This window comes from Thauera sp. DNT-1 (genome assembly GCF_055393985.1).
The window spans coordinates 2,692,241-2,715,255 of record NZ_AP043752.1; the positions used below are offsets into that span (position 1 = coordinate 2,692,241).

Here is a 23,015-nt window from a genome sequence, read left to right on the forward strand (position 1 = left end):
CAAGGAAAGCAAGGAAATGATCATGTCGGAAGGACTCGCGATCGCGATCGCGGTGCTGGTGTTCGTGGTGATCACGATCGCCAAGGGGGTGCGTCTGGTGGCGCAGGGCGAGGAATGGGTGGTCGAGCGCCTGGGCAAGTACCACGCCACGCTGCGCCCCGGGCTCAACATCCTCATCCCCTACCTCGACCGCGTCGCCTACAAGCTGGTGACCAAGGACATCATCCTCGACGTGCAGGAGCAGGAGGTCATCACCCGCGACAATGCGGTGATCCTCACCAACGCGATCGCCTTCGTGAAGGTCACCGACCCGGTCAAGGCGGTGTATGGCGTGACCGACTTCTCCGAGGCGATCCGCAACCTGATCATGACCACGCTGCGCTCGATCGTCGGCGAGATGGAGCTCGACGAGGCGCTGTCCTCGCGCGACAAGATCAAGGCGCGCCTGCGCGAGAGCATCGCCGACGAGGCGGTCGACTGGGGCCTCACGGTGAAGTCGGTCGAGATCCAGGACATCAAGCCTTCCGAATCCATGCAGCGGGCGATGGAGCTGCAGGCCGCCGCCGAGCGCGAGCGCAAGGCCGCGGTGACCAAGGCCGAGGGCGCCAAGCAGGCCGCCATCCTCGAGGCCGAGGCGCGGCTCGAATCCGCCAAGCGCGACGCCAACGCCCAGGTCATGCTCGCCGAGGCCTCGGCCGAGTCGATCCGCCGCGTCACCGCCGGAATCGGCGACCAGGCGGGCCCGATGATGTACCTGCTCGGCGAGAAGTACATCGCCGCGCTCGAGAAGCTGGGCGACTCCGGCAGCGCCAAGATCGTGGTGATGCCCGCCGACCTCCAGGAGACCTTGCGCGGCCTCGTCGGCCGGCTGGGCGCGCGCGGCTGAATCCGCTCCAGCCCGGCGTCTCCGATCGCTTTCCCCGGATCCGTACCCGCAACAAAGGAAGACAACGATGCGCAAATACTCGAAACCCGTCCGTAGCCTGATTGCCGCCGTCGCACTGGTCACGGTCTCCACTGGCGCGCTGGCGCAGAACTTCATGAAGGACAAGGCCGAGGTCGAGAAGCTGCTCACCGGCGCCACCTTGATCGGCGTGTATCTGCGCACCGAATCGGCCTACACGCTCAAGTTCGGCACCGACGGCACGCTCACCGACACCACCGGCGCCAAGGCGCGCTGGTGGGTGGACGACCAGGCGCGCTATTGCCGCGAATGGCTCGACGGCAAGCTCAAGGGCAACACCGGCTGCATGAACCTCGAGCTCGAGGAAGGCCAGGTGGCGCTCTACTCCGAAGGCAAGAAGGTGGTCGAGGGCATCGTCACCCGAAAATGACCTGCGCGACCGGAGCGGGCATGCGACTGCTGATCGTCTATTCCACCATCGACGGCCATACGCTCGAGATCTGCGAGCGCATCGCCGCGATCGCGCGTGCGACCGGTCACGAGGTCGAGCTGGCCGAGGTGGAGTCGGCCAGCGCTGAACAGCTCGAGGCCTGCGACCGCATCGTGATCGGCGCCAGCATCCGCTACGGTCACCATCGTCCCGCGGTGAAGGCCTTCATCGACCGCCACCAGGCGGCGCTCGAGGTGCGCCCGAACGCCTTCTTCTCGGTCAACGCGGTCGGCCGCAAGCCGCACAAGCGCCAGGCCGACACCAACCCCTACGTGCGCAAGTTCCTCGGCCAGCTGCGCTGGAAGCCGCAGCAGGTGGAGGTCTTCGGCGGCAAGATCGAATACCCGCGCTACGGCTTCTTCGACCGCAACATGATCCGCCTGATCATGTGGATCACCGGCGGCCCCACCGACCCGCGCTCGGTCACGGATTTCACCGACTGGACGCAGGTCGAGGCCTTCGCGCACCAGCTTCTCGCCTGACTGGTGACGGAAAACGCGCGCGCCGCGGAGCCGATCGCGGGCTGGGCACTGTGGCGGCTCGACGACAACGGCAACCGCTTCGTCGTCGCGGTGTTCGCGCACCGCGAAGAGGCCGAGGCGGCCGCGTACGCCTTCGAGGCGCACGGACACAAGCAGACCTACTGGGTGGAGGCGGTCGGCGATCGCGGTTGCCCACCCGTTTGACGGGACTTCCTACACCGGCGCCGGGATGGCGGCGAGGGTGTGCTCGAGATGCTCGCAGCAGCGCATCCAGACCATCGCGACCGGCGATGGCGAGCGGTGGTGTGGATGGTCCGGGGGGCACTTCGGCCGCGGCCAGGTGGACAGCCCATTGCTTGCGGAGGCCGCGGCGGACGAATCGCCGCGATTTGCGGAAACTTCCGCGTGCCACGAGCCTGCAAGGCCTCGGCGACCGGCTCGTCGAGGCTGCAGACGTTTCCAGCGCCTGGTTGCCGCGCTTATTTCAGGTGGTGCTGGGTCAGCGCCACCCAGTAGGCGGCGCCCACGGGCAGGTTGTCGTCGTCGAAGTCGTACTTGGGATGGTGAACCATGGCGGTGTCGCCGTTGCCGATGATGCAGTAGGTGCTCGGCTTGAGCTGGGCGAAAAAGGCGAAATCCTCGCTGCCCATGTAGGTCGGTCCGGGCATCACCACCTGATCCTCGCCGAGCAGCTTGCGGGCGACGTCGGCACACTCCTCGGTCAGCGCGGGATCATTGACCAGCACGGCACCCGGCGAACCTTCGCGGATTTCGTAGCGGACCCCGAAGGCCTCGGCCTGTGCCGCGGTGATGGACTTGATCTTGGCGAGCACCAGCTGACGCGTTTCCGGCTTGCTGGTGCGGGTGCTCAGGCGCAGGGTCGCGGTCTGCGGAATGACGTTGCCGGCATCGCCCGCCAGGAAGGCGCCGACGCTCACCACGGCTGAATCCTTGGCCGCGACGTTGCGCGAGACGATGGTCTGCAGCGCCATGACCAGGGAAGCTCCCGCCACCACCGGGTCGATGCTTTTCTCGGGCATCGAGCCGTGGCTGCCGACACCGGTCAGCACGATTTCCCAGTTGTCCACCGCGGCGAACAGCGGGCCGGAGGTGAAGTACATCTTGCCCTGCTCCAGCGCGGGCATGTTGTGCATGCCGAAGACCGCATCCATCGGGAAGCGCTCGAACAGACCGTCCTGGATCATGGCGACCGCGCCGCCCATGATTTCTTCGGCGGGCTGGAAGATCAGGTTGACCGTGCCGTTGAACGCACGAGTGCGCGCCAGGTGCTGCGCAGCCCCCAGCAGCATGGCGCTATGACCGTCATGACCGCATGTATGCGACTTGCCTTCGATGGTGCTCTTGTGGTCGCTGTCATTCGCTTCCTGCACGGCGAGGGCGTCGGTATCGGCACGCAGGCCGATCGACTTCTTGCTGTCGCCGCAGCGCATCCTGGCCACCACGCCCGTCTTGCCGACGCCTTCGGTGACCTCGTATCCCCACTCCCGCAGCAGGCCGGCGATGTAGCTGGCCGTCTTGTGCTCGTCGAACGCGACCTCGGGGTGGCGGTGCATGTGGTGACGCCAGGTCTTCATCGCTTCCTGATTCGCCGACAACTCTTGCAAAAGCGTGCTCATGATGACTCCCGATCGAAATCTGAAACCTGTTGATGAAACGCCCGGGCCGTGCGGACCGATGCGATCGGCCCGGGCTGACTGTGCGCACGCGCCATGCTGGAATCCACTGCGCACGGCGCGGAGAGGGTTTGCCCTGGAAGCGGGTCAGTTCTTCTTGCCGACGAACTTCGGCACGGTGAGCATGATCGACATGATCGCCACCACCACCATGAAGACGTTGAACATCAGCGCGATGATCGCTGCCTCGCGCACGGCCAGGTTGTCCTGGCGTCCGGCGAAGGTGATCACGCCTTCGAGCCAGGCGATGCTCTCGGGGTTGGCACTGAGCGCGGTGAAGATCGCAGCGGAGATCGCCACACCGAAGGCGGCGCCCAGCGAGGAAGCCATCTTGTAGATGCCCGCGCCCGAACCGGCCTGGGCGGCCGGTAGCGCGGACAGCGCGGCGTCGGTCGAAGGCGTGGCGTAGAAGGCCAGACCGACCCCGAACAGGGTGTAGCCGATGATGGCGAGGGTGTTGTAGTCCTCGAGCAGCAGGTTGGCCGGGGACAGCATCACGATCGACACGCCCACGATCAGGCAACCCCAGATCATCGGCTTGCGGGCGCCGAAGCGTTGCAGCAGCTTTTCACCGACACGGATGAAGGCGATGATTGCGATCGCATAACCCAGGGTCAGGCCACCGGCTTGCTGCGCCGTCATGTTGCCGCCCAGTTGAACCAGTTGCAGCGAAACCAGCAGGGTGCCGGCCACACCGTTGAGCAGGAAGTTGGACAGGGTGGCGCCGGTATAGGTCGGGTTCTGGAACAGCTTGAAATCGACGAAGGGCTGGCCGCTGGTGTTTTCGATACGGAAGAACAGGGTGCCGAAGATCACCACGACGGCGATCAGACCCATGATCAGCGGGCTGGTCCAGCCCATCTTGTTGCCTTGAGTGACGACGATCTGCAGGGCCACCATGCTGATCATGAAGGTCAGCACGCCCGGCAGGTCGAACTTGTAGGCGCCTTTGGTTTCGGCCTTGCTTTCCGGTGTGCCCTTGACCATCAGCATGCCGATCACGGCGACGACGATCGAGGCGAAGAAGATGTAACGCCAGCCGAGGTTCTCCGCGACCAGGCCGCCGAACAGCGAACAGACACCCGACCCTCCCCAGGAGCCGATCGACCACAGGCTCACCGCGCGCTGACGGGCCGGACCGTCCCAGTACGTCTTCACCAGCGCGAGACTGGCTGGCATGATGCAGGCTGCCGAAACCCCCTGCAGGGCACGACCTACCAGCAGGAAGGTGGTCGCCAGGCTGCCGGTGGGGGCGAGGGCGATCAGCAGGGAACCGACGATGCTGAGCAGGAAGCCGATCTGAACGGTCTTCACGCGGCCGATACGGTCTGCAAGCCCGCCGATGACGACGATGAAGATGCCGGAAAAGAGTGCGGTGATGGCCACCGCATTGTTCATCATGCTGGCATCGATACCGAGGTCCTTTTGCATGTCCGGCGCAATGTTGAGGACCGTCTGTGCAAAAAGCCAGAATGTGATGACGCCTAAGATGATGCCATACAGCAGCTTGTCATTGCCTTGGTAGGCAGTGCTTGGTGTACCCACGACGGCTGTCATGTCGATCTCCTGAATGAAGGGCTCTGGATGGAATTCACGCGGCCATGTTAGTCATTCGCTCGAGCGGCAAAAGGCATTTCATTGACTGTGGTGAAGACCGTTTGGAATCACCCCGGACGGTTTATCGGCTTATGATTCCGGCAATAAGACTCAGTCGATTGTTTGGACGGAATCCAAAGCATTCCGAACGAAACCGATGAAAGAGCATCAACTTCGAGCGCTGGTGCAGGTCGCGGAATGCAGTTCGATTCGTGCAGCGGCCCGTTCGATGCACCTGAGCCAGAGCGCCCTGACCAAGTCGCTGCGCGAACTGGAAGAAGACGTGGGTGAGGAACTCATGACCCGCAGCTACAAGGGCATCGAGTTCACCCCGGCGGGCAGCATGCTGCTCAGCCATGCACGGCTGGCGCTGTCGATTCTCGACAAGGCGGCGAGGGAAATCCGCCTGCTGCGGGGCGGTGCAGGCGCACGCGTGGTCCTCGCCGTCACGCCCATGGCGGGGGCCGTAGCCCTGCCGCGCGTGTTGCGCGAGTACGAAAAATTGTGTCCGGACGCCGAGGTGCACCTGACCGAAGGCTTGCTGAGCCAGGTTCTGCCCGACCTGATCGAGGGGCGCCTCGACTTTGCGATCGCGGTCGCCGATCCCGCCGAGCTGCCCTACGAAGTCATCTTCGAGCCGCTCGGACCCGCCAATGCCGTGCTGGAAGGACGGGAAGGCCACCCACTGGCCGCAGCCACGACCTGGGCGGAACTCCGCGACGCCAAGTTCGTGATGAACCTGAGCCCCGGCAGTCTCGGACGTGCCTTGATGAGCTGGATGGAGCAGCAGGGTCTGCCGACGCCCAGGCACGTGATCCACTGTTCATCGACCCTGCTCATGCTCGAGCTCATGCAGCGCACGGACTGCATCGGCATCGGTCCGGGCCGTCTGTTCGACGACAAGTTCGTCGGCTATGGCCTGCAGCGCATCGACGTGACGCCCATGCCGCCGCCGATGTGTTTCGGCCTGCTGCGCCTGCGCGCCTTGCCGCTGTCGACTGCAGCCAAACCGATGGCGACCCTGTTTTCGCGTTATCTGAGCACCTGAGCGGGGACGCAGCCCGGCCTGGGCTGCGCGATGAATGGCAGCGATGCTCGGTTGCCTCGCTCAGCCCAGCACTTCCCCATGCTCGCGCGTGGCGTGGAAGGTCACCTTGGGCCACTTCTCCGCGGTCACTGCCAGGTTGTAGCGACTGGTGGCCAGATACACCGGGTTGCCGTCGATGTCCTTGCCCAGGCGCAGCGCCTGTTCGCGCTCGAAGTTGCGCCGGGTGACGTCATCGGGGAAGGTGAGCCAGCGTGCGGTGTGGATGTCGGCCGGTTCGAAGATCGCATCGACCTTGTACTCGTCCTTCAGGCGCTGGGCGACGATCTCGAACTGCAGCACGCCGACCGCGCCGAGCAGCATCTGGCCGCCCTCGAGCTCGAAGACCTGGATCGCGCCTTCCTCGCCGAGCTCCTGCAGGCCCTTCTGCAGCTGCTTGGACTTGAGCGGATCGCGCAGGCGGGCGGCGCGGAACATTTCGGGCGAGAAGTAGGGAATGCCCTTGAAGCCGAGGTTCTCGCCTTCGGTCAGGGTGTCGCCGATCTGCAGCTGGCCATGGTTGTGGATGCCGACGATGTCGCCGGCGACGCCGTCCTCCATGATCACGCGCTCGTTGGCCATGAAGGTGAGCACGTTGGCCAGCTTCATCTCGCGCCCGGCGCGCACGTGGCGCACCTTCATGCCGGCGCTGTAGCGGCCGGAGCAGATGCGGAAGAAGGCGATGCGGTCGCGGTGCTTCGGGTCCATGTTGGCCTGGATCTTGAACACGAAGCCGGTGAACGCGGGCTCGGCCGGCTGCACCATGCGGCTGCCGCCATCGCGCGCCTGCGGCGGCGGCGCCCAGTCGATCAGCGACTGCAGGATCTCCTGCACGCCGAAGTTGTTGATGCCCGAGCCGAAGAACACCGGGCTCTGCTTGCCGGCGAGGAAGTCGTCGAGGTCGAAGGGCGGGGAGGCGCCGTCGATCAGCTCGACGTCCTCGCGCAACTGGCCGACCTCCATCGGGAAGCGCTTGTCGAGCTCGGGGTTGTCGAGACCCTTGATGATCTCGCCGTCGCTGCGGCGCTCCTCGCCCGGAGTGAAGGTCAGCACCTGGTGCTGCAGCAGGTGATACACGCCGCGGAAGGCCTTGCCCATGCCCAGCGGCCAGGTCACCGGCGCGCAGGTGATCTTGAGCACGTCCTCGATCTCGGCGAGCAGCTCGAAGGGTTCGCGCACCTCGCGGTCGAGCTTGTTGACGAAGGTGATGATCGGCGTGTTGCGCAGGCGGCAGACCTCGAGCAGCTTGATCGTCTGCGCTTCCACGCCCTTGGCGGCGTCGATCACCATCACCGCGGCGTCGACCGCGGTCAGCACGCGGTAGGTGTCTTCCGAGAAGTCCTCGTGGCCCGGGGTGTCGAGCAGGTTGATGGTGTGGCCCTGGTACTCGAACTGCATGACCGAGCTGGTCACCGAGATGCCGCGCTGCTTCTCGACTTCCATCCAGTCCGAGGTGGCGTGGCGGGCCGACTTCCTCGCCTTCACCGTGCCGGCGAGCTGGATCGCGCCGCCGAACAGCAGCAGCTTTTCGGTGAGCGTGGTCTTGCCCGCGTCGGGGTGGGAGATGATGGCGAAGGTGCGGCGCTTCTCGACGTCGCGCAGCAGTTCGGGCGGGAAGGGGGTGGTGGTCATCGGGGCTCGTCGGCAGGAAAGCAAAAACCGCCCGCCCGGGGTCGGGCGCGGCGGGACGAGCGGGATTCTACCAAGCAATCAGGGGGATGCCGCGCCGCGGGACGCACCCGCGGCGGCATCGCGCGGCGACGGGGGCTTACTTCTTCTTGCCGACCTGGTCGCCGATCACGCCACCGATCGCGGCACCGCCCACGGTGCCGAGGATGCCGCCGTCGGTGATCACGGCACCGGCCACACCGCCGACCGCGGCGCCGGTGGCCGCGCTCTTCTCGCGCGAGGACAGGTTGTCCCAGGTCGCACAGCCGGTGGCGGCGGCGGCGAGGAGCAGGGCGGGGACGAGGGTACGGATCTTCATGATGGCCTCCTTGTGATGGTCGGTGCGCGGAGCACAGAGACATTGCCGCGCCGTCGGGGGTGTGCAGTATGAGTGCGCATCCGACGCAGGGATCCGGTCGCGAGGTTTCGACTTGTTTCGGACTTCCCGGTTCATGCGGCAGCGCGGCAAGCGCCGATTTCCGGCCTTTCCGGCGCGCCGGCGCGCCGACCGCACGCCTGCGGGGCGGTCGCGTCGATCACATCCGGATGCAGGTCTCATCTGCCTAGCATGTCCTGCGGGCGCACCCAGGCATCGAACTCCTCCGCGCTGGTGAAGCCGAGCGCAAGCGCCGCGGTACGCAGCGTGGTGCCTTCCGCCCAGGCCTTCTTGGCGATCTGCGCGGCCTTGTCGTAGCCGATGTGCGGGTTGAGCGCGGTGACCAGCATCAGGCTGCGCTCGAGGTGCTCGGACATGCGCGCGCGGTCCGCCTCCAGGCCGGCCACGCAATGGCGCAGGAAGTTGCGGCAACCGTCGGCGAGCAGGCGGATCGACTGCAGCAGGTTGTAGGCGATGACCGGCTTGAACACGTTGAGCTGCAGATGACCCTGGCTGGCGGCGAAGGCGATCGTGGCATCGTTGCCGAGCACCTGGCAGGCGATCATCGACAAGGCCTCGCACTGCGTCGGGTTGACCTTGCCGGGCATGATCGAGCTGCCCGGCTCGTTGGCCGGCAGCTTCAGCTCGGCGAGGCCGGCGCGCGGGCCCGAGCCGAGCAGGCGCAGGTCGTTGGCGAGCTTCATCAGCGCCACCGCGAGCGTCTTCAGCGCGCCCGACAAGGCCACCAGCGGTTCGTGGCCGGCGAGCGCGGCGAACTTGTCGGGCGCACTGACCAGGGGCAGGCCGGTCAGCGCCGCCAGTTCGTCGGCGATCGCCGCGGCGAAGCCCGGCGGGGCATTGAGCCCGGTGCCGACGGCGGTGCCGCCCTGGGCGAGCTCGCACACCGCGGGCAGCGCGGCGCGGATGGCATGCGCGGCGGTGTTCAACTGGGCGACGAAGGCCGACAGTTCCTGGCCGAAGGTGATCGGCGTGGCGTCCATGAGGTGCGTGCGTCCTGTCTTGAGCACCCCGGCATGGCGTTCGGCCTGGATGGCCAGCCCGTTCGACAGCTCGGTGATCGCGGGCAGCAGCTCGTCGTGCACCGCGCGCGCGGCGGCGAGGTGCATCGCGGTCGGGAAGCAGTCGTTCGAGCTCTGCGCGCGATTGACATGGTCGTTCGGATGCACCGGCGCCTTGCCGCCGCGGCCCTGCCCGGCGAGCTCGTTGGCGCGCCCGGCGACGACCTCGTTGACGTTCATGTTGGTCTGCGTGCCGCTGCCCGTCTGCCACACCACGAGCGGAAACTGCGCGTCGTGGCGGCCGGCGAGGATCTCGTCCGCCGCCTGTTCGATCAGGCGGGCGATTTCTGCGGGCAGTTCGCCGCTGCGGGCATGCACGCGCGCCGCCGCCTTCTTGATCAGCGCGAGCGCATGCACGATGGCGATCGGCATGCGCTCCTCGCCGATGGCGAAGTGGTGCAGCGAGCGCTGGGTCTGAGCACCCCAATAGGCTTCGGCAGGGACATCGATCGGGCCGAGGCTGTCGGTTTCGCTGCGGGTCATGTTCGGCCTCCACGGGCGGGCAGACGGAAAACTCCGTCCCTACGCCGTCGGACGCCGTCGGTGCCGCGCTTGTTCCGCAGCACGCCGCGCGGCAGCATGTGGCCGGTGTATGTCCAATCCGCCACCGGTGCGCCGCCATGTTCCTGCTCGATGCCTCGCTCGCCCAGTCCATCGTCGATCGCGCGATGCAGATCCTGCGCACCAACGTCAATGTGATGGACGAGCGCGGCCTGATCATCGCCAGCGGCGATCGCGCGCGCATCGGCAGCCGCCACGAGGGTGCGCTGCTGGTGCTGGCGCAGGGGCGGGCGGTGGAGGTGGACGCGGCGGTCGCGCAGCGCCTGCACGACACCCGGCCGGGCATCAACCTGCCCCTGCGCGCGGAAGGCCGGGTGGTGGGCGTGGTGGGCCTGAGCGGCGAACCCGACGCGGTCCGCCAGCAGGCCGAGCTGGTCCGTCTCGCGGCCGAGACCATGCTCGAGCAGGCGCAGTGGATGCAGATGCTCGCGCGCGACCAGCGCCTGCGCGAGGAGCTGGTGCTGCAGTTGATCGGCGTCTCCCCGCCGGGCGCCGGGCTGGACGACTGGGCAAGCCGGCTCGGCGTCGATCTCGCCCGACCCTGCGTCGCCTTGCTGATCGAGATCGCCGACGCATCGCTGGCGGCCGATGCCGTCCTCGCCGCGCAGCAGCGCCTGCGCCGGCTGCTCGCCGAGCAGGAGCCCGGCCTTGCCTGCGCGCCGGTGACGTTGCGCGAGCTTGCCGTGCTGATGCCCTTGCCGGCGGCGGAACCCGATCTGCGGAGCCGCCTCCAGGCCCTGCACGGACGCCTGGGCGGCGAGGGCAGCGGGCAGCCATGTCTTGCCCTCGGTGGCCGTTTCGGTGGCGACGATGGCCTGGCTCGTTCCTGGCAGTCCGCGCGCGCCACGCTGCAGGCCGGGCGACGCCATCGCCCGCAGGCGGCGATCCACTGCTACGACGAACTCACCCTGCCGGTGCTGCTCGCAGGCCTGGGCGAGGGCTGGCGGGCCGACGAGCTGCGTCGCCCGTTGTGGCGCCTCGCGCAGCAAGACCGCGACGGCCAGTTGCGCCGCACGCTGGCGGCGTGGTTCGCGCACGACATGAAGGCGGTGCCGAGTGCCGGTGCGCTCCACGTGCACCGCAACACCCTCGAGTACCGCCTGCGCCGCATCGGCGAGATTACCGGGCTGGATCTCGCCCGTCTGAACGACTGCCTGCTGCTGTTCATCGGCCTCGAACTGGATGTCGCGGAAAATAGGGAAATTCCACAATAAACTGTCAATTAAAGTTTATTTTTTTGTGATATCCGACGATTGATTGTCGGCTCCCAGGGACTAAGCTCCTCTGCAGCGGGCATTCGACCCGCAGCGACCGGAGACCCTGCCCATGAAGAAGATCGTCATCGCCCCCGATTCCTACAAGGAGAGCCTGTCCGCGCTGGAGGTCGCGCAGGCGATCGCGGCCGGCTTCCGCCAGGTCTTCCCCGTCGCGGAGTACGTGCTGGTGCCGGTGGCCGACGGCGGCGAGGGCACGGTCGACGCCATGGTCGCCGCCACCGGTGGCCGCAAGGAGATCGTCACGGTGAGCGGCCCGCTCGGCCAGCCCGTCGAGGCCTTCTACGGCCTCACCGGCGACGGCGCGACCGCGGTGATCGAGATGGCGGCCGCCAGCGGCCTGGCGCTGGTGCCGCCGGACCGGCGCAACCCGCTCGTCACCAGCTCGCGCGGCACCGGCGAGCTGATCCGTGCCGCGCTCGACGCCGGTGCGCGCCGCTTCATTCTCGGCATCGGTGGCAGCGCCACCAACGACGGCGGCGCCGGCATGGTGCAGGCGCTCGGCGCCCGCCTGCTCGACGCGCAGGGCGGCGAGCTCGGCCCCGGCGGCGGTGCGCTCGCCGCCCTCGAGCGCATCGACGTCTCCGCGCTCGATCCACGCCTGGCGCAATGCCGCATCGAGGTCGCCTGCGATGTGGACAACCCGCTCACCGGGCCACGCGGCGCCTCGGCGGTGTTCGGCCCGCAGAAGGGTGCCAGCGTCGAGATGGTGCAGGCGCTCGATGCCAATCTCGCCCGCTTCGCCCGCATCGTCGAGCGCGACCTCGGCGTCGCGGTCGAGGCGGTAGCGGGCGCCGGTGCGGCCGGCGGCATGGGCGCGGCGATGCTGGCCTTCTTCGGCGCCGCGCTGAAACCGGGCATCGAGATCGTCACCGCCGCCGTGGGGCTGGACGCCCACGTGCGCGACGCCGACCTGGTGATCACCGGCGAGGGCCGCATCGACTTCCAGACCGTGCATGGCAAGACCCCGATCGGCGTTGCCCGCGTCGCCAAGCGCCACGGCATTCCGGTGATCGGCATCGCCGGCTCGCTCGGCGCGGACGTCGGCGTGGTGCACGCGCACGGCATCGACGCGGTGTTCAGCGTGCTGGGCAAGCCCTGCACGCTGGACGAGGCCTTGCACGATGCCGCGGCCAACGTCGAACTGACCGCGCGCAACGTGGCGGCGGTGCTGCGCATCGGGCTGGCGCGACGCTGATCCGGTAGTCTCCACTCGAGGCCGGACGCAGGCCGGGGCGGTGCAGGCGGGCGAACGCCCTCATCCGTGTTGCTACGACTGCACGGTGCCACGGTGTGCGGGCATCATGCGGGTTCGCATCTGGCTCCCGAGAGCCGCCCGATCCTTCCAGCGCGTCCGTCGCGCGCCCCGCACGAAGGCCTGTATGGACATCATCTTCGGCATCATCCTGCCGGTCTTCGGCACGCTTGGCCTCGGCTACGTCGCGGCGCGCTCCGGCGTGTTCGACGAGGCGGCCAACCGCGGGCTGTCCGTGTTCGTGTTCAACTTCGCGCTGCCCTTGATGCTGTTCCGCGCGATCGCGCAGGCCGAGCTGCCCGACGCGATGCCCTGGGGCTATCTGCTGTCCTACTACATCGGCGCCTTCGGGGTGTATGCGCTGGCGATGCTGGGCGGGCGGGTGCTGTTCGGGCGCCGGCTCGGCGAGCAGGCGGTGCTCGGGCTGGGGGCGGGCTTCTCCAACACCGGGATGCTCGGCATTCCGCTGGTGATGACCGCCTACGGCCCGCCGGCGGCGCTGCCGCTGTTCGTGATGATCGCCTGCCACAGCCTGCTGATGCTGCCGCCCACCACCGCGCTGATCGAGGCCGCGCAGGGCGCGCGCGAGGGGCTGGGGCCGATGTTGCTCAAGCTCACGAAGAGCGTGCTCGGCACGCCGATCATCTGGGGCCTGTCCTGCGGGCTGGCGTTCGCGCTGCTCGGCATCGACATCCCCGGTCCGCTCGACGCCGTCGCGAAGGGCCTGGGCAGCGCGGCGACGCCGTGCGCGCTGTTCGCGCTCGGCGCCTCGCTGACGCGCTACAGCCTGGGCGGCAACCTGCGCGAGCCGGCGCTGCTGGTGGCGCTGAAGGCGGTGGTGCATCCGGCGATCGTGTGGCTGCTCGCCACCCAGGTGTTCGCCGTGCCGCCGCTGTGGGTGGCCACCGGCGTGCTGCTGGCGGCGCTGCCGGCGGGCATCACGCCCTATCTGTTCGCGCAGCGCTACGGCGCCTGCCAGTCCACCGTGGCCTCGGCGGTGTTCCTGTCGACCCTGGTGTCGGTGGGCACGCTGTCTGTGCTGCTCTTCGTGTTGCGGCCCTGATGTCCGGATTCCTCGAACTGCTCGACTTCTCCCTCGGGGTCACCGGGCCGATCTTCACGCTGCTCGGCCTCGGCGTGCTGCTGCGTCGGGTCGGGCTGATCACCGAGGGCTTCATCGCGGCGGGCTCGCGGCTGGTGTTCGTGGTCGGCCTGCCGACCATGCTCTTCGTCAACATCGCGCGCACGCGCCTGGAGGACTCGGCGAGCGCCGGCATGCTGGTGTATGGCCTGGCGGCGACGGTGGCGATCTGGCTGCTGATGGAGTGGGTGGCGAGCTTCGTCGTGCAGCCCGAGCGCGACCGCGGCGTGGTGGTGCAGGGCGCCTTCCGCTCCAATTTCGGCGTGGTCGGCCTGGCCTACTGCGGCAACGCCTACGGCGAGGCGGGGCTGGCGATGGCCTCGCTCTACGTCGGCGTGCTCACCATCCTGGTGAACATCCTCGGCGTGATCACGCTCAGCCGTTCGCTGCACCGCAGCCAGGGCCCGGGCAAGGTCCTGCGCGGCATCGCCACCAACCCGCTGATCCTCGGCATCCTGCTCGCGCTGCCGGTGTCGGCCTTCGCCCTCCCGCTGCCCGCGGTGGCGATGAAGTCGGCCGCCTACATCGCCGACATGACGCTGCCGCTCGCGCTGCTGTGCACCGGCGCGACGCTGGATTTCCGCAGCCTGCGCAGCGAAGCCGGCAACACCGCGCTGGCCACCTTCGGCAAGCTGGTGGCGATGCCGCTCGTGTTCACGCTCGGCGCATGGGCGGCGGGATTCCGCGCCATGGAACTCGGCGTGCTGATGCTGATGGCGTCCTCGCCTTCGGCGGCGGCGAGCTATTCGATGGTGCGGGCGATGGGCGGCAACGCCACGCTGGCCGCCAACATCATCGCGCTGACCACGCTCGGCTCGCTCTTCACCACCAGCGTCGGCGTCTCGCTCCTGCGTGGTGTCGGGCTGATGTGATCCTGCTTGCCCGGCACTTCTGCCGAGCGGCTTCACTGAAAGGCATTCGAAAGCCCTCCTCCGTATCGTCCGCCTCACCCTGCGAGGTGGCACGTGTCCGCCGCGCAGCGAACATATTCCGATATGGAGGAGATCGCCATGCTGCTCAAGAAGACCCTGTTCGCCGCCGCCACCGCGGTGCTTGCCACGCTCGCCGCCGGTGTCGTCCATGCCGCCCCCGAGAAGCCCGAATGCATCGCGCCCGCCAAGCCCGGCGGCGGCTTCGACCTCACCTGCAAGCTCGTGCAGAGCGCGCTGCAGAACGGCTACCTCGAGGCGCCGATGCGCGTCACCTACATGCCCGGCGGCATCGGCGCGGTGGCCTACAACACCGTGATCGCCAACCGCCCGGCCGAGGCCGGCACGGTGGTGGCCTTCTCCGGCGGCTCCTTCCTGAACCTGGCGATCGGCAAGTTCGGCAAGTACACCGAGGATGACGTGAAGTGGGTCGCCGCGGTGGGTGCCGACTACGGCGCGATCATCGTGCGCGCGGACTCGCCCTTCCAGAGCCTCAAGGACCTGATCGAGGCCACCCGCGCCAACCCGGGCAAGGTGGTGTACGGCGCGGGCGGTTCGGTCGGCAGCCAGGACTGGATGAAGTCGGCCTTGGTCGCGCGCGAGGCGGGCGTGGATCCCAAGTCGATGCGCTACGTCGCCTTCGAGGGCGGTGGCGAGGCGATGACCGCCCTGATGGGCGGCCATGTGCAGGTTTACTCGGGCGACGCCTCCGAGGTGGCGGCGCACCTGAAGGGCGGCCGCGTGCGCGTGCTCGCGGTGCTCGCTCCCCAGCGCCTGCCGGGCGAGTTGGCGGCGATCCCGACCGCGATCGAGCAGGGCTACAAGGTCGACTGGACCATCGCCCGCGGCTACTACGTCGGTCCCAAGGTCGCCGATGCGGACTACGCCTGGTGGGTGGCGACCTTCGACAAGATGCTGGCCTCGCCGGAGTTCGACAAGCTGCGCGCCGAGCGCGGCCTGTTCCCCTTCGCCCGCACCGGCGCGGCGGCGACCGAGTACGTGAAGCAGGAAGTGCAGCGCTTCAGGAAGCTCGCCGTCGAGCTCGGCCTCACCGCGCAGTAATCCTCCTCCGCAAACCCTGCCGCCTGCTGCGGCGCCCGAGGGGGCACCGCAGCAGGCGGCACACGGGAGTTCGACCATGAGTGAAAGAATCTTCGGCGGCGTGCTGCTGCTGGTGAGCCTGGCCGGCATCTGGATCGGCTGGGACCTGCAGGCGCCGATGTCCTACGAGCCGGTGGGGCCGCGCGCCTTCCCGCTGCTGGTGCTGTTCCTGCTCGGTCTGTGCGCGATCGCGCTGATGCTGGAGAAGACGAGCGAGACGGTGTGGGCACCGCCCCCGGTGCTCAAGCGCATCGGCCTGCTGTTCCTGATCGTGCTCGCCTATGCCCTGCTCTTCGACAAGCTCGGCTTCACGATCGCGACCGCGCTGATGACCGTCCCGGTGGCGCGCTTCTTCGGCGGCAGCTGGAAGCAGGGCGTCGTCGGCGGCATCGGTCTGGGCGTGGGCATGTTCTTCTTCTTCGACCGTCTGCTCGACGTCGCATTGCCCACCGGGCTGTGGCTGAACGGCATCCTGGGGTAAACCATGGAAACCTTGTCGCTTCTGATGGACGGCTTCGCCGTCGCCGGTACGCCGGAAAACCTGATGATCGCGCTGATCGGCTGCTTCATCGGCACCGTGGTCGGCCTGCTGCCCGGCCTTGGCCCGATCAACGGCGTCGCCATCCTGCTGCCGATCGCGTTCGCGATGAAGCTGCCGCCCGAGTCCGCGCTGATCCTGCTGTGCGCGGTGTATGCGGGTTGCGAGTATGGCGGCCGGATCTCCGCCATCCTGATCAACGTGCCCGGCGACGCCGGCGCGGTGATGACCACGCTCGACGGCTACCCGATGGCGAAGAAGGGCCTCGCCGGCCCCGCGCTGTCGATGTCGGCGCTCGCTTCCTTCACCGGCGCGCTGCTCGCCACCATCGGCATCGTAGCCTTCGCGCCGCTGCTCGCCGAGTGGGCGATTGCCTTCGGCCCGGCGGAGTACTTCGCGCTGATGGTGCTGGCGCTGTCCTGCCTCGGCGGCCTGGTCGGCGACTCGCTGCCCAAGGCGATGACCGCCTGCCTGATCGGCCTGCTGCTGTCGACCGTGGGCATCGACGCCAACAGCGGCGTCTATCGCTACACCTTCGACATGCTGCACCTGCAGGACGGCATCCCCTTCATCGTCATCGTGATCGGCCTGTTCGCGGTCAGCGAGCTGATGCTGATGCTGCAGAACGAGCACACCGCGAGCGAGCCGATCACCATCACCGGCCGCATCCTGTTCAACATGAAGGAGCTGATGCTGGCGAAGTGGACGATGCTGCGCTCGGCCTTCTCCGGCTTCTTCATCGGCGTGCTGCCGGGTGCCGGCGCCACCATCGCCTCGGCGATGTGCTACGCGATGGAGCGCCGCATGGCGGGCAAGGACCACCAGTTCGGCAACGGTGACATCCGCGGCGTGGCCGCGCCGGAGGCGGCCAACAACGCCTCGGCCAACGGCTCGCTGGTGCCGATGCTGACCCTGGGCGTGCCGGGCTCGGGCACCACCGCGGTGATGATCGGCGCGCTCACGCTGTACAACATCACGCCGGGGCCCACCCTGTTCCAGGACCAGCCGGTGATCGTGTGGGGCCTCATCGCCTCGCTCTTCATCGCCAACGTGATGCTGCTGGTGCTCAACATCCCGCTGATCCGCGTGTTCGTGAAGTTCCTCTCGATCCCCAACTGGCTGCTGGTGCCGGGCGTGGCGGCGATCTCGCTGGTGGGCGTGTATGCGGTGCATGGCACGACCTTCGACCTCATCCTCGGCACCCTGATCGGTGGCGTCGGCTACCTGCTGCGGGTGATGAATTTCCCGATCGCGCCCTTCATCCTCGGCTTCGTGCTCGGCGACATGATGGAGCAGAACCTGCGCCGCGCCCTGTCGATCAGCGATGGCGACGTCGGCGTGCTGTTCGCCAGCCCGATCTCGATCGGCCTGTGGGTGGCGGCGGCGGCGATGCTGCTCGGCCCGCGCCTGATGCGCATGATGGAGCAGCGCAAGGCGGTGACCGCCTGAGCGCGAAGATCACCTTCCGGGATTCCGGGATTCATCCTCCGATGACCGGAATCCGCGAGCGCGGCGGGCCCCTCCCGGCCCGCCGCCTTTCGAAGAGCGCCCCAAGGGCGCTCTTTTTTTGTGCCGGAGGGTGCGCGCTCAGTGCTCCGCCTGCGGGCCGGACACGGGGTCGATCACCCGCGGCCGGCCGCCCTGGTCGAGGGCGACGAAGACGAAGCTCGCGTCGGTGACCTTGACCTGTTCCTCGCCGTCGCGCGAGCGGCGCCAGGCCTCGACCTGGATGGTCATCGAGCTGCGTCCGACGCGCACGATGTCGGCGTACAGGCTGACCTCGTCGCCGATATACACCGGGCGCAGGAAGGTGATGCGGTCCACCGAGACCGTCGCGCAGCGGCTGCGGGCGCGGCGGGCGGCGACGTTGCCGGCGGCGAGGTCCATCTGGGCCATCAGCCAGCCGCCGAAGATGTCGCCGGCGGGGTTGGCGTCGGCCGGCATGGCGATGGTGCGGATGGCGGGTTCGCCGCGGGGTTGGGAGGGGGTCTCATGCGGGTTCATGGCAGGGCTCGCTGATAGGGAAAGGGAATGGAGACAGGAAACGGAGACAGCCGCAGCGCAAGGCGGCTGCGGTCGAGGTCGCCGTGCACCGTAGCGCAGAAGGCCGCGCGTCGACGCAAAAGGCAGGTGCAGCGGAAGATTTCCGCGTGCACCTGCCCTGCGTGAAAGCGTCGCCCTGGCGGATGGATCAGAAGCGGTGGCGCATGCCCGCCATCATCACCTGGTGCTTGTCGCCGGCGGCCGGCGTCAGGTTGCCGATCGCGTAGTTGGCGCCGACCTCGTTGTCGAGCTGCGAGTAGCCGGCGTACAGCGTGGTGCGCTTGGACAGCGCGTGCAGGTAGTAGGCCGACCAGCCGCTGGCGTCCTCGCTCGCGGCGCCGTCGGATTCGTCGCGGTCGGCGTAGCTGATCGCCACCGTGTTCGCCGGATCGAGGCGGATCTCCGCGCTGAGGTCCCAGCTGCGCGCCTTGCCGTTGCCCACGCTGCCGCGCTCCTTGTCCTGCGACCAGGCGAAATAGGGCTTCACGATGCCGAAGTCGTAGGACAGGGCGAAGCCGTCGGTGCGCACCTTGCCGCCGCTGGCGTCGCGCTGCACGGTCTGCGTGACCAGGGAGCCGGCGAGCGCGCCGTTGGCGTAGAGCATCGCGATGCCATGGCCGTCGCCCTCCTGGCGCGCGGTCGAGTCGGTTCCGCTCTCCTTGCCGAACCAGTAGCCGCCCTCGAGCTCGAAGCCGGCGAGTTTCGCCGAGCGGACCTTGATCATGTTGTCGAAGCGCGTCTCGTAGGCGGGCTTGACCGCGCCCGCCTTGCGGATCAGCAGGCCGGCGCTGCGGTCGGCGTTGCCCGTGGCGTCGAAGGGATCGAGCGCGTCGAAGGCCGGGGAATACTGGCGGCCCAGGGTCACGCGGCCGAGGCCGTTTTCCAGGCCGACGAAGGATTGGCGGCCGAACAGCCGCCCGCCTTGCTCGGCCACGCCGGTCGAGGGGTCGAAGCCGCTCTCGAGCACGAACAGGGCCTTGTTGCCGTTGCCGAGATCCTCCGTGCCGCGGAAGCCGAGCCGCGAGCCGTTGAGCTCGCCGTGGCCGATGCCCTCGTAGCGCTGCGAGCCGGATTTCTCGTAGCCGAGGTTGAGGTCGATCAGGCCGTAGAGGGTGACGTTCGATTGGGCCAGCGCGAGCGATGGCAGGGCGAGGGCGGCGGCCACCAGGGCCGGCGCGGAAAGGCGTTGCATGGGAGTCTCCTCGATCGTTCGGATGTGCGCGCCGGATGGATCGGGCGCGTGGCGCGCATTGCAGCGCCGACGCCTTTCGATCGGCTTTCAGCGCGATCCGGGGACGAGGAGAAGAGCGACGTTCAGGCGCTTGGCGTGCTGCCGAGCGGAAGTTCGACCTCCACGCACAGCCCGCGGCCGCCGGCACCGTCGCGCAGCTTCACCCGTCCGCCGTGGGCGAGCGCGATCTCGCGCACGATCGCCAGCCCGAGCCCGCTGCCTTCGCTGTCGCCCTGGCCGAGGATGCGGTAGAAGCGCTGGAACACGCGCTCGCGCTCGGCGGTGGGGATGCCGGGTCCCTGGTCGCAGACGCTCACCACCGCGTCCTCGCCGAAGGCGGCGACGGCGACGGTCACCGCCGAGCCGGGCGGGCTGTAGCGGATGGCATTGTCGATCAGGTTGGAGACCATCTCGCGCAGCATCGGGGCGTTGCCCTGCATCGTCAGGGCATGTCCGATGCCCTCGTAGGCGAGGTCGATGTCGCGCTTCAGCGCGAGCGGGGCGAGTTCCATCGCCACCTCCTTCACCAGGCCGGCGAGGTCGAGCGCGGCGCGTTCGCCGATCAGGCCGTTGACCGCTTCGGCGCGCGACAGGGTCAGCATCTGGTTGGCCAGCCGGCGCGCCGCGCGGGTGCTGCGCAGCAGGCTGGCGAAGGTCGCCAGCATCTCCTCGGGGTCGGTCTGACGCAGCCCGTATTCGGCCTGCGTGGTGAGCACCGCGAGCGGGGTGCGGATCTGGTGGGCGGCGTCGGCGAGGAAGCGCCGGCGCGCGGCGAGCATTGCCGAAAGGCGTTCCATGTGGTGGTTGATCGCGTCGATCAGCGGCGCGATCTCGCTCGGCACGCGTTCCATGCGCACCGGGGTGAGATCCTCCTCGTCGCGCGCGCGCATGTGGTCGCGCACGCGCAGCAGGGGGCGGAAGGCGGTGCCGAGCGCGGCCAGCACCAGGATCGCCCCCACCGCGACCAGCAGCGACTGGCGCTGCAGGCTGGCGACGAACAGGTCGCGTGCCAGCGCCCGGCGTGCACCGGTGGTCTCGGCGAACACGATCAGCACCGCGTCGCCGCCGCGCAGCGCGGGGTCGTAGAGACGCTTGCGCATCGCCGCCAGGCGCACCGTCTCGCCGGCATAGGGCAGGTCGAAGATGCGCACGCCGCCGTCGTCTGCCGGCAGCTCCGGTGGGCGCAGGTCGGCATAACCGGTGACCAGCCCGCCGGCAGGGTCGAACACGGCATGGAAGATGCGCTCGGCGGCATCGGCCTCGAAGCCTTCGAAGGCGGCGTAGGGGATGTCCACCTGGATCTGGCCGCCGAGCGAGTGGGTGCGTTCGCCGATCGCGCGCACCGAGGCGGTGAGCGTGCGGTCGTAGGCCTGGTTCACCGCGTCGAGCGCGCTGCGATGGGTGAAGAAGGCGTTGATCAGCAGCAGCACGGCCAGGGGCGGCAGCAGCCAGACGAGCACGCGCTGACGCAGGCTGCCGCCGTGTCCGGGCGCAGCTACCGCCCTGGCAGCCGCGCCGTGCTCGCGATCGTCCGTGCCCGGGTTTGCCGGTCTGGACCCGGAGGTGCCGTCCATGTCAGGCTGCCGGCTTCTCGGCGAGCAGGTAGCCGAGCCCGCGCAGCGTGTTGATCGCCACGCCCGCGCCTTCGAGCTTCTTGCGCAGGCGCGAGACGTAGATCTCGATCGCCTCCACGCGTGCGTCGGCATCGAACTCGAACACCTTCTCGAACAGGGCCTCGCGGGCGACCGGGCGACCGACCCGTGCGAGCAGCGCTTCCAGCACGGCCAGCTCGCGCGGAGTCAGTGCCAGCGCCTGTCCGTCCACCGCCGCCATGCGGGTGGTGGTGTCGAACTCGAGCCGGCCCAGGCGCACCAGCGGCACCTGGTTGCCGGCGCGGCGCAGCAGCGCCTTGATGCGTGCCTCGAGTTCGGCGAGCTCGAAGGGTTTGGGCAGATAATCGTCGGCGCCGAGGTTGAGCCCGTGCACCCGCTCCTCGGTGCTGCCGCGCGCGGTGAGCACCAGCACCGGTGTGGGAGCAGGCTTGTCGGGGCCGCTCTCGCGGTTGCGCAGGCGGCGCAGCACTTCGAGGCCGTCCAGCCCCGGCAGGGACAGGTCGAGGATCACCAGGTCGTAGCGTTCCGTGCGCAAGGACTGATCGGCATGGTCGCCACGATTGAGCACATCCAGCACGAAACCGGCATGCCGAAGCGAGCGCGCCACCCATTCGGCGAGTTCGGCGTGGTCCTCGACCAGCAACAGGCGCATCGGTGTTCCCGCTGAAAGTGAATCGAAAGGCGTGTGCGGGATTATCGGCGCAAAGCCGGGGTGCGTCCAAGGCGGCACATGCCGGGCATTCCCCGCATGGCGGTGCGGGCGCGGGGGCACGCGGAGCACGAGGAGGAGGGGTGATGAGGATCAGGGGTGGGAGGGCCGCGCTGAAGACGGTGCTGGCGGTCGTGGCGGCGGTGGCGATCGCCCCGGCGCGGGCCGAGCCGATCGCCGATCGCTTCGATCAGGCACGCCTGGAGGGCGTGGTGGTCGTCTATGCGGCGACCGACCTCGCGGTGGTCAAGCCGGTCATCGACGACTTCGAGGCCCTCCATCCCGGCGTTCGGGTGCAGTACCACGACATGCACTCGGCCGAACTCCATGCGCGCGTGGTCGACGAGGCCCGGCGCGGGCTGGCCGGTGCCGACGTGGTGTGGAGCTCGGCGATGGACCTGCAGGTGAAGCTGGTCAACGACGGCCACGCCCAGCCGCACCGCTCCGCCGAGACCGCGGCGCTGCCGCGCTGGGCGGTGTGGAAGGACGAGGCCTTCGGCACCACCTACGAGCCGGCGGTGATCGTCTACAACAAGCATCTGCTCGGCACGACCGAGGTGCCCGACAGCCATGCGGAGCTGATCCGCCTGCTCGATCGCGACCCGGCGCCGTTGCGCGGGCGCATCGCCACCTACGACCCCGAGCGCTCCGGCCTCGGCCTGCTGCTGCACACGCAGGACGCGCAGGCCAACCCGATCGTGTTCTGGCAGCTCGCGCGCGGCATGGGCCGGCAGGGCCTGGAGCAGCACGCGGCGAGCAGCGAGATGCTCGACCGCGTCGCCGCGGGCAAGCTGGTGCTCGCCTACAACGTGCTGGGCTCGTACGCGCACCGGCGGGCGCGCAGCGATCCGGCGCTCGGGGTGGCGCTGCCGCGGGACTACACGCTGGTGCTGAGCCGGGTCGCCTTCATCGTGCGTGGCGCGCGTCATCCGGCGGCGGCGCGCCTGTGGCTCGATCATCTGCTGTCGACCCGAGGCCAGGCCCTGCTCGCCGCCAACCTCGGCCTGCTGCCGGTGCGCACCGACGCCGGCACCGCGGGCGCGGACAGCGCTGCCGCGCTGCTCCACCACAACCTGCAGCATGCCTTCCGCCCGATCCGCATCGGCTCCGGGCTGCTCGCCTACCAGGACCAGGCCAAGAAGCAGGCCTTCCTGCGCCAGTGGGATGCGGCGACGCGGCCGGCTTCCGAGTGAGGCCCGCCCGGCCGACCGGATCCCCGGCCCTCTCCCCCACCGCCGCGCAGCGTG

22 protein-coding genes are annotated in these 23,015 nt (G+C 68.6%); 13 read left to right on the forward strand and 9 right to left on the reverse strand.

The features are described from left to right. Positions 1–16: 16 nt before the first annotated feature. The 4 genes from ACZ5PP_RS12395 to ACZ5PP_RS12410 all read left to right on the forward strand — a co-directional run bounded on the left by ACZ5PP_RS12395 (position 17) and on the right by ACZ5PP_RS12410 (position 2,080). On the forward strand, positions 17–886 hold the full coding sequence (locus ACZ5PP_RS12395) for an SPFH domain-containing protein (protein WP_004311854.1): 870 nt from the start codon (positions 17–19) through the stop codon (positions 884–886). Between the two features lie 67 nt (positions 887–953). Continuing rightward, complete coding sequence (locus ACZ5PP_RS12400) at positions 954–1,334, forward strand: hypothetical protein (protein WP_004311852.1); 381 nt, start codon at positions 954–956, stop codon at positions 1,332–1,334. A gap of 20 nt (positions 1,335–1,354) precedes the next feature. Continuing rightward, complete coding sequence (gene hemG, locus ACZ5PP_RS12405) at positions 1,355–1,876, forward strand: menaquinone-dependent protoporphyrinogen IX dehydrogenase (protein ID WP_004311851.1); 522 nt, start codon at positions 1,355–1,357, stop codon at positions 1,874–1,876. A gap of 3 nt (positions 1,877–1,879) precedes the next feature. Further along, positions 1,880–2,080 carry a hypothetical protein gene (locus tag ACZ5PP_RS12410; protein WP_004311849.1) on the forward strand — a complete coding sequence of 67 codons (201 nt, stop codon included), beginning with the start codon at positions 1,880–1,882 and terminating at the stop codon, positions 2,078–2,080. A 275-nt stretch (positions 2,081–2,355) separates the two neighbouring features. Here ACZ5PP_RS12410 and ACZ5PP_RS12415 read toward each other — a convergent pair whose 3' ends face one another. After that, positions 2,356–3,513 (reverse strand): M20 aminoacylase family protein, encoded by a 1,158-nt coding sequence (locus ACZ5PP_RS12415; protein WP_040829166.1) that lies wholly within the window; start codon positions 3,511–3,513, stop codon positions 2,356–2,358. 144 nt (positions 3,514–3,657) lie between these two features. Then, positions 3,658–5,127, reverse strand: a complete 1,470-nt coding sequence (locus ACZ5PP_RS12420; protein ID WP_004311846.1) for an MFS transporter — start codon at positions 5,125–5,127, stop codon at positions 3,658–3,660. A gap of 196 nt (positions 5,128–5,323) precedes the next feature. On the opposite strand from ACZ5PP_RS12420, the gene ACZ5PP_RS12425 reads away from it, so the two are divergent. Further along, positions 5,324–6,214, forward strand: coding sequence for a LysR substrate-binding domain-containing protein (locus tag ACZ5PP_RS12425; RefSeq protein ID WP_012584269.1), 891 nt, complete (start codon positions 5,324–5,326; stop codon positions 6,212–6,214). 60 nt (positions 6,215–6,274) lie between these two features. Here the strand turns inward: ACZ5PP_RS12425 and ACZ5PP_RS12430 are convergent, their stop codons facing one another. The 3 genes from ACZ5PP_RS12430 to ACZ5PP_RS12440 all read right to left on the reverse strand — a co-directional run bounded on the left by ACZ5PP_RS12430 (position 6,275) and on the right by ACZ5PP_RS12440 (position 9,856). After that, positions 6,275–7,882, reverse strand: a complete 1,608-nt coding sequence (locus ACZ5PP_RS12430; RefSeq protein WP_004311843.1) for a peptide chain release factor 3 — start codon at positions 7,880–7,882, stop codon at positions 6,275–6,277. A 136-nt stretch (positions 7,883–8,018) separates the two neighbouring features. Further along, positions 8,019–8,237, reverse strand: a complete 219-nt coding sequence (locus ACZ5PP_RS12435) for a glycine zipper 2TM domain-containing protein (protein WP_273421391.1) — start codon at positions 8,235–8,237, stop codon at positions 8,019–8,021. 236 nt (positions 8,238–8,473) lie between these two features. Then, a complete protein-coding gene (locus tag ACZ5PP_RS12440) occupies positions 8,474–9,856 on the reverse strand; it encodes a class II fumarate hydratase (protein WP_273421388.1) in 1,383 nt (460 codons plus the stop codon). A gap of 137 nt (positions 9,857–9,993) precedes the next feature. Between ACZ5PP_RS12440 and ACZ5PP_RS12445 the strand changes: the two genes are divergently transcribed. The 7 genes from ACZ5PP_RS12445 to ACZ5PP_RS12475 all read left to right on the forward strand — a co-directional run bounded on the left by ACZ5PP_RS12445 (position 9,994) and on the right by ACZ5PP_RS12475 (position 17,621). Next, positions 9,994–11,148: a sugar diacid recognition domain-containing protein gene (locus ACZ5PP_RS12445; RefSeq protein WP_273421384.1), complete on the forward strand. Its 1,155-nt coding sequence runs from the start codon at positions 9,994–9,996 to the stop codon at positions 11,146–11,148. Positions 11,149–11,260: 112 nt separating this feature from the next. After that, positions 11,261–12,406, forward strand: coding sequence for a glycerate kinase (locus ACZ5PP_RS12450; RefSeq protein ID WP_273421382.1), 1,146 nt, complete (start codon positions 11,261–11,263; stop codon positions 12,404–12,406). Between the two features lie 184 nt (positions 12,407–12,590). Continuing rightward, positions 12,591–13,526 (forward strand): AEC family transporter, encoded by a 936-nt coding sequence (locus tag ACZ5PP_RS12455; RefSeq protein WP_004316073.1) that lies wholly within the window; start codon positions 12,591–12,593, stop codon positions 13,524–13,526. Next, positions 13,526–14,476 carry an AEC family transporter gene (locus ACZ5PP_RS12460; RefSeq protein WP_004316075.1) on the forward strand — a complete coding sequence of 317 codons (951 nt, stop codon included), beginning with the start codon at positions 13,526–13,528 and terminating at the stop codon, positions 14,474–14,476. The genes ACZ5PP_RS12455 and ACZ5PP_RS12460 overlap by 1 nt, the downstream gene beginning before the upstream one ends. Before the next feature lie 138 nt (positions 14,477–14,614). Next, positions 14,615–15,595 (forward strand): Bug family tripartite tricarboxylate transporter substrate binding protein, encoded by a 981-nt coding sequence (locus ACZ5PP_RS12465; RefSeq protein ID WP_245537177.1) that lies wholly within the window; start codon positions 14,615–14,617, stop codon positions 15,593–15,595. Positions 15,596–15,671: 76 nt separating this feature from the next. Beyond that, a complete protein-coding gene (locus ACZ5PP_RS12470) occupies positions 15,672–16,115 on the forward strand; it encodes a tripartite tricarboxylate transporter TctB family protein (protein WP_004316079.1) in 444 nt (147 codons plus the stop codon). A 3-nt stretch (positions 16,116–16,118) separates the two neighbouring features. Next, positions 16,119–17,621: a tripartite tricarboxylate transporter permease gene (locus ACZ5PP_RS12475; protein ID WP_012584276.1), complete on the forward strand. Its 1,503-nt coding sequence runs from the start codon at positions 16,119–16,121 to the stop codon at positions 17,619–17,621. Between the two features lie 138 nt (positions 17,622–17,759). Here ACZ5PP_RS12475 and ACZ5PP_RS12480 read toward each other — a convergent pair whose 3' ends face one another. The 4 genes from ACZ5PP_RS12480 to ACZ5PP_RS12495 form a co-directional block, all read right to left on the reverse strand. Further along, positions 17,760–18,176 carry an acyl-CoA thioesterase gene (locus ACZ5PP_RS12480; protein WP_004316083.1) on the reverse strand — a complete coding sequence of 139 codons (417 nt, stop codon included), beginning with the start codon at positions 18,174–18,176 and terminating at the stop codon, positions 17,760–17,762. Between the two features lie 187 nt (positions 18,177–18,363). After that, positions 18,364–19,407 carry a porin gene (locus tag ACZ5PP_RS12485; RefSeq protein ID WP_012584277.1) on the reverse strand — a complete coding sequence of 348 codons (1,044 nt, stop codon included), beginning with the start codon at positions 19,405–19,407 and terminating at the stop codon, positions 18,364–18,366. 122 nt (positions 19,408–19,529) lie between these two features. Then, complete coding sequence (locus ACZ5PP_RS12490) at positions 19,530–21,020, reverse strand: sensor histidine kinase (protein ID WP_464826100.1); 1,491 nt, start codon at positions 21,018–21,020, stop codon at positions 19,530–19,532. A 1-nt stretch (position 21,021) separates the two neighbouring features. Next, positions 21,022–21,711 (reverse strand): response regulator, encoded by a 690-nt coding sequence (locus ACZ5PP_RS12495; protein ID WP_012584279.1) that lies wholly within the window; start codon positions 21,709–21,711, stop codon positions 21,022–21,024. Positions 21,712–21,854: 143 nt separating this feature from the next. Here ACZ5PP_RS12495 and ACZ5PP_RS12500 point away from each other — a divergent pair, with 143 nt between their 5' ends. Then, entirely contained in the window at positions 21,855–22,961 is a 1,107-nt protein-coding gene (locus ACZ5PP_RS12500; protein ID WP_012584280.1) for an ABC transporter substrate-binding protein, read from the forward strand. Positions 22,962–23,015: the final 54 nt, after the last annotated feature.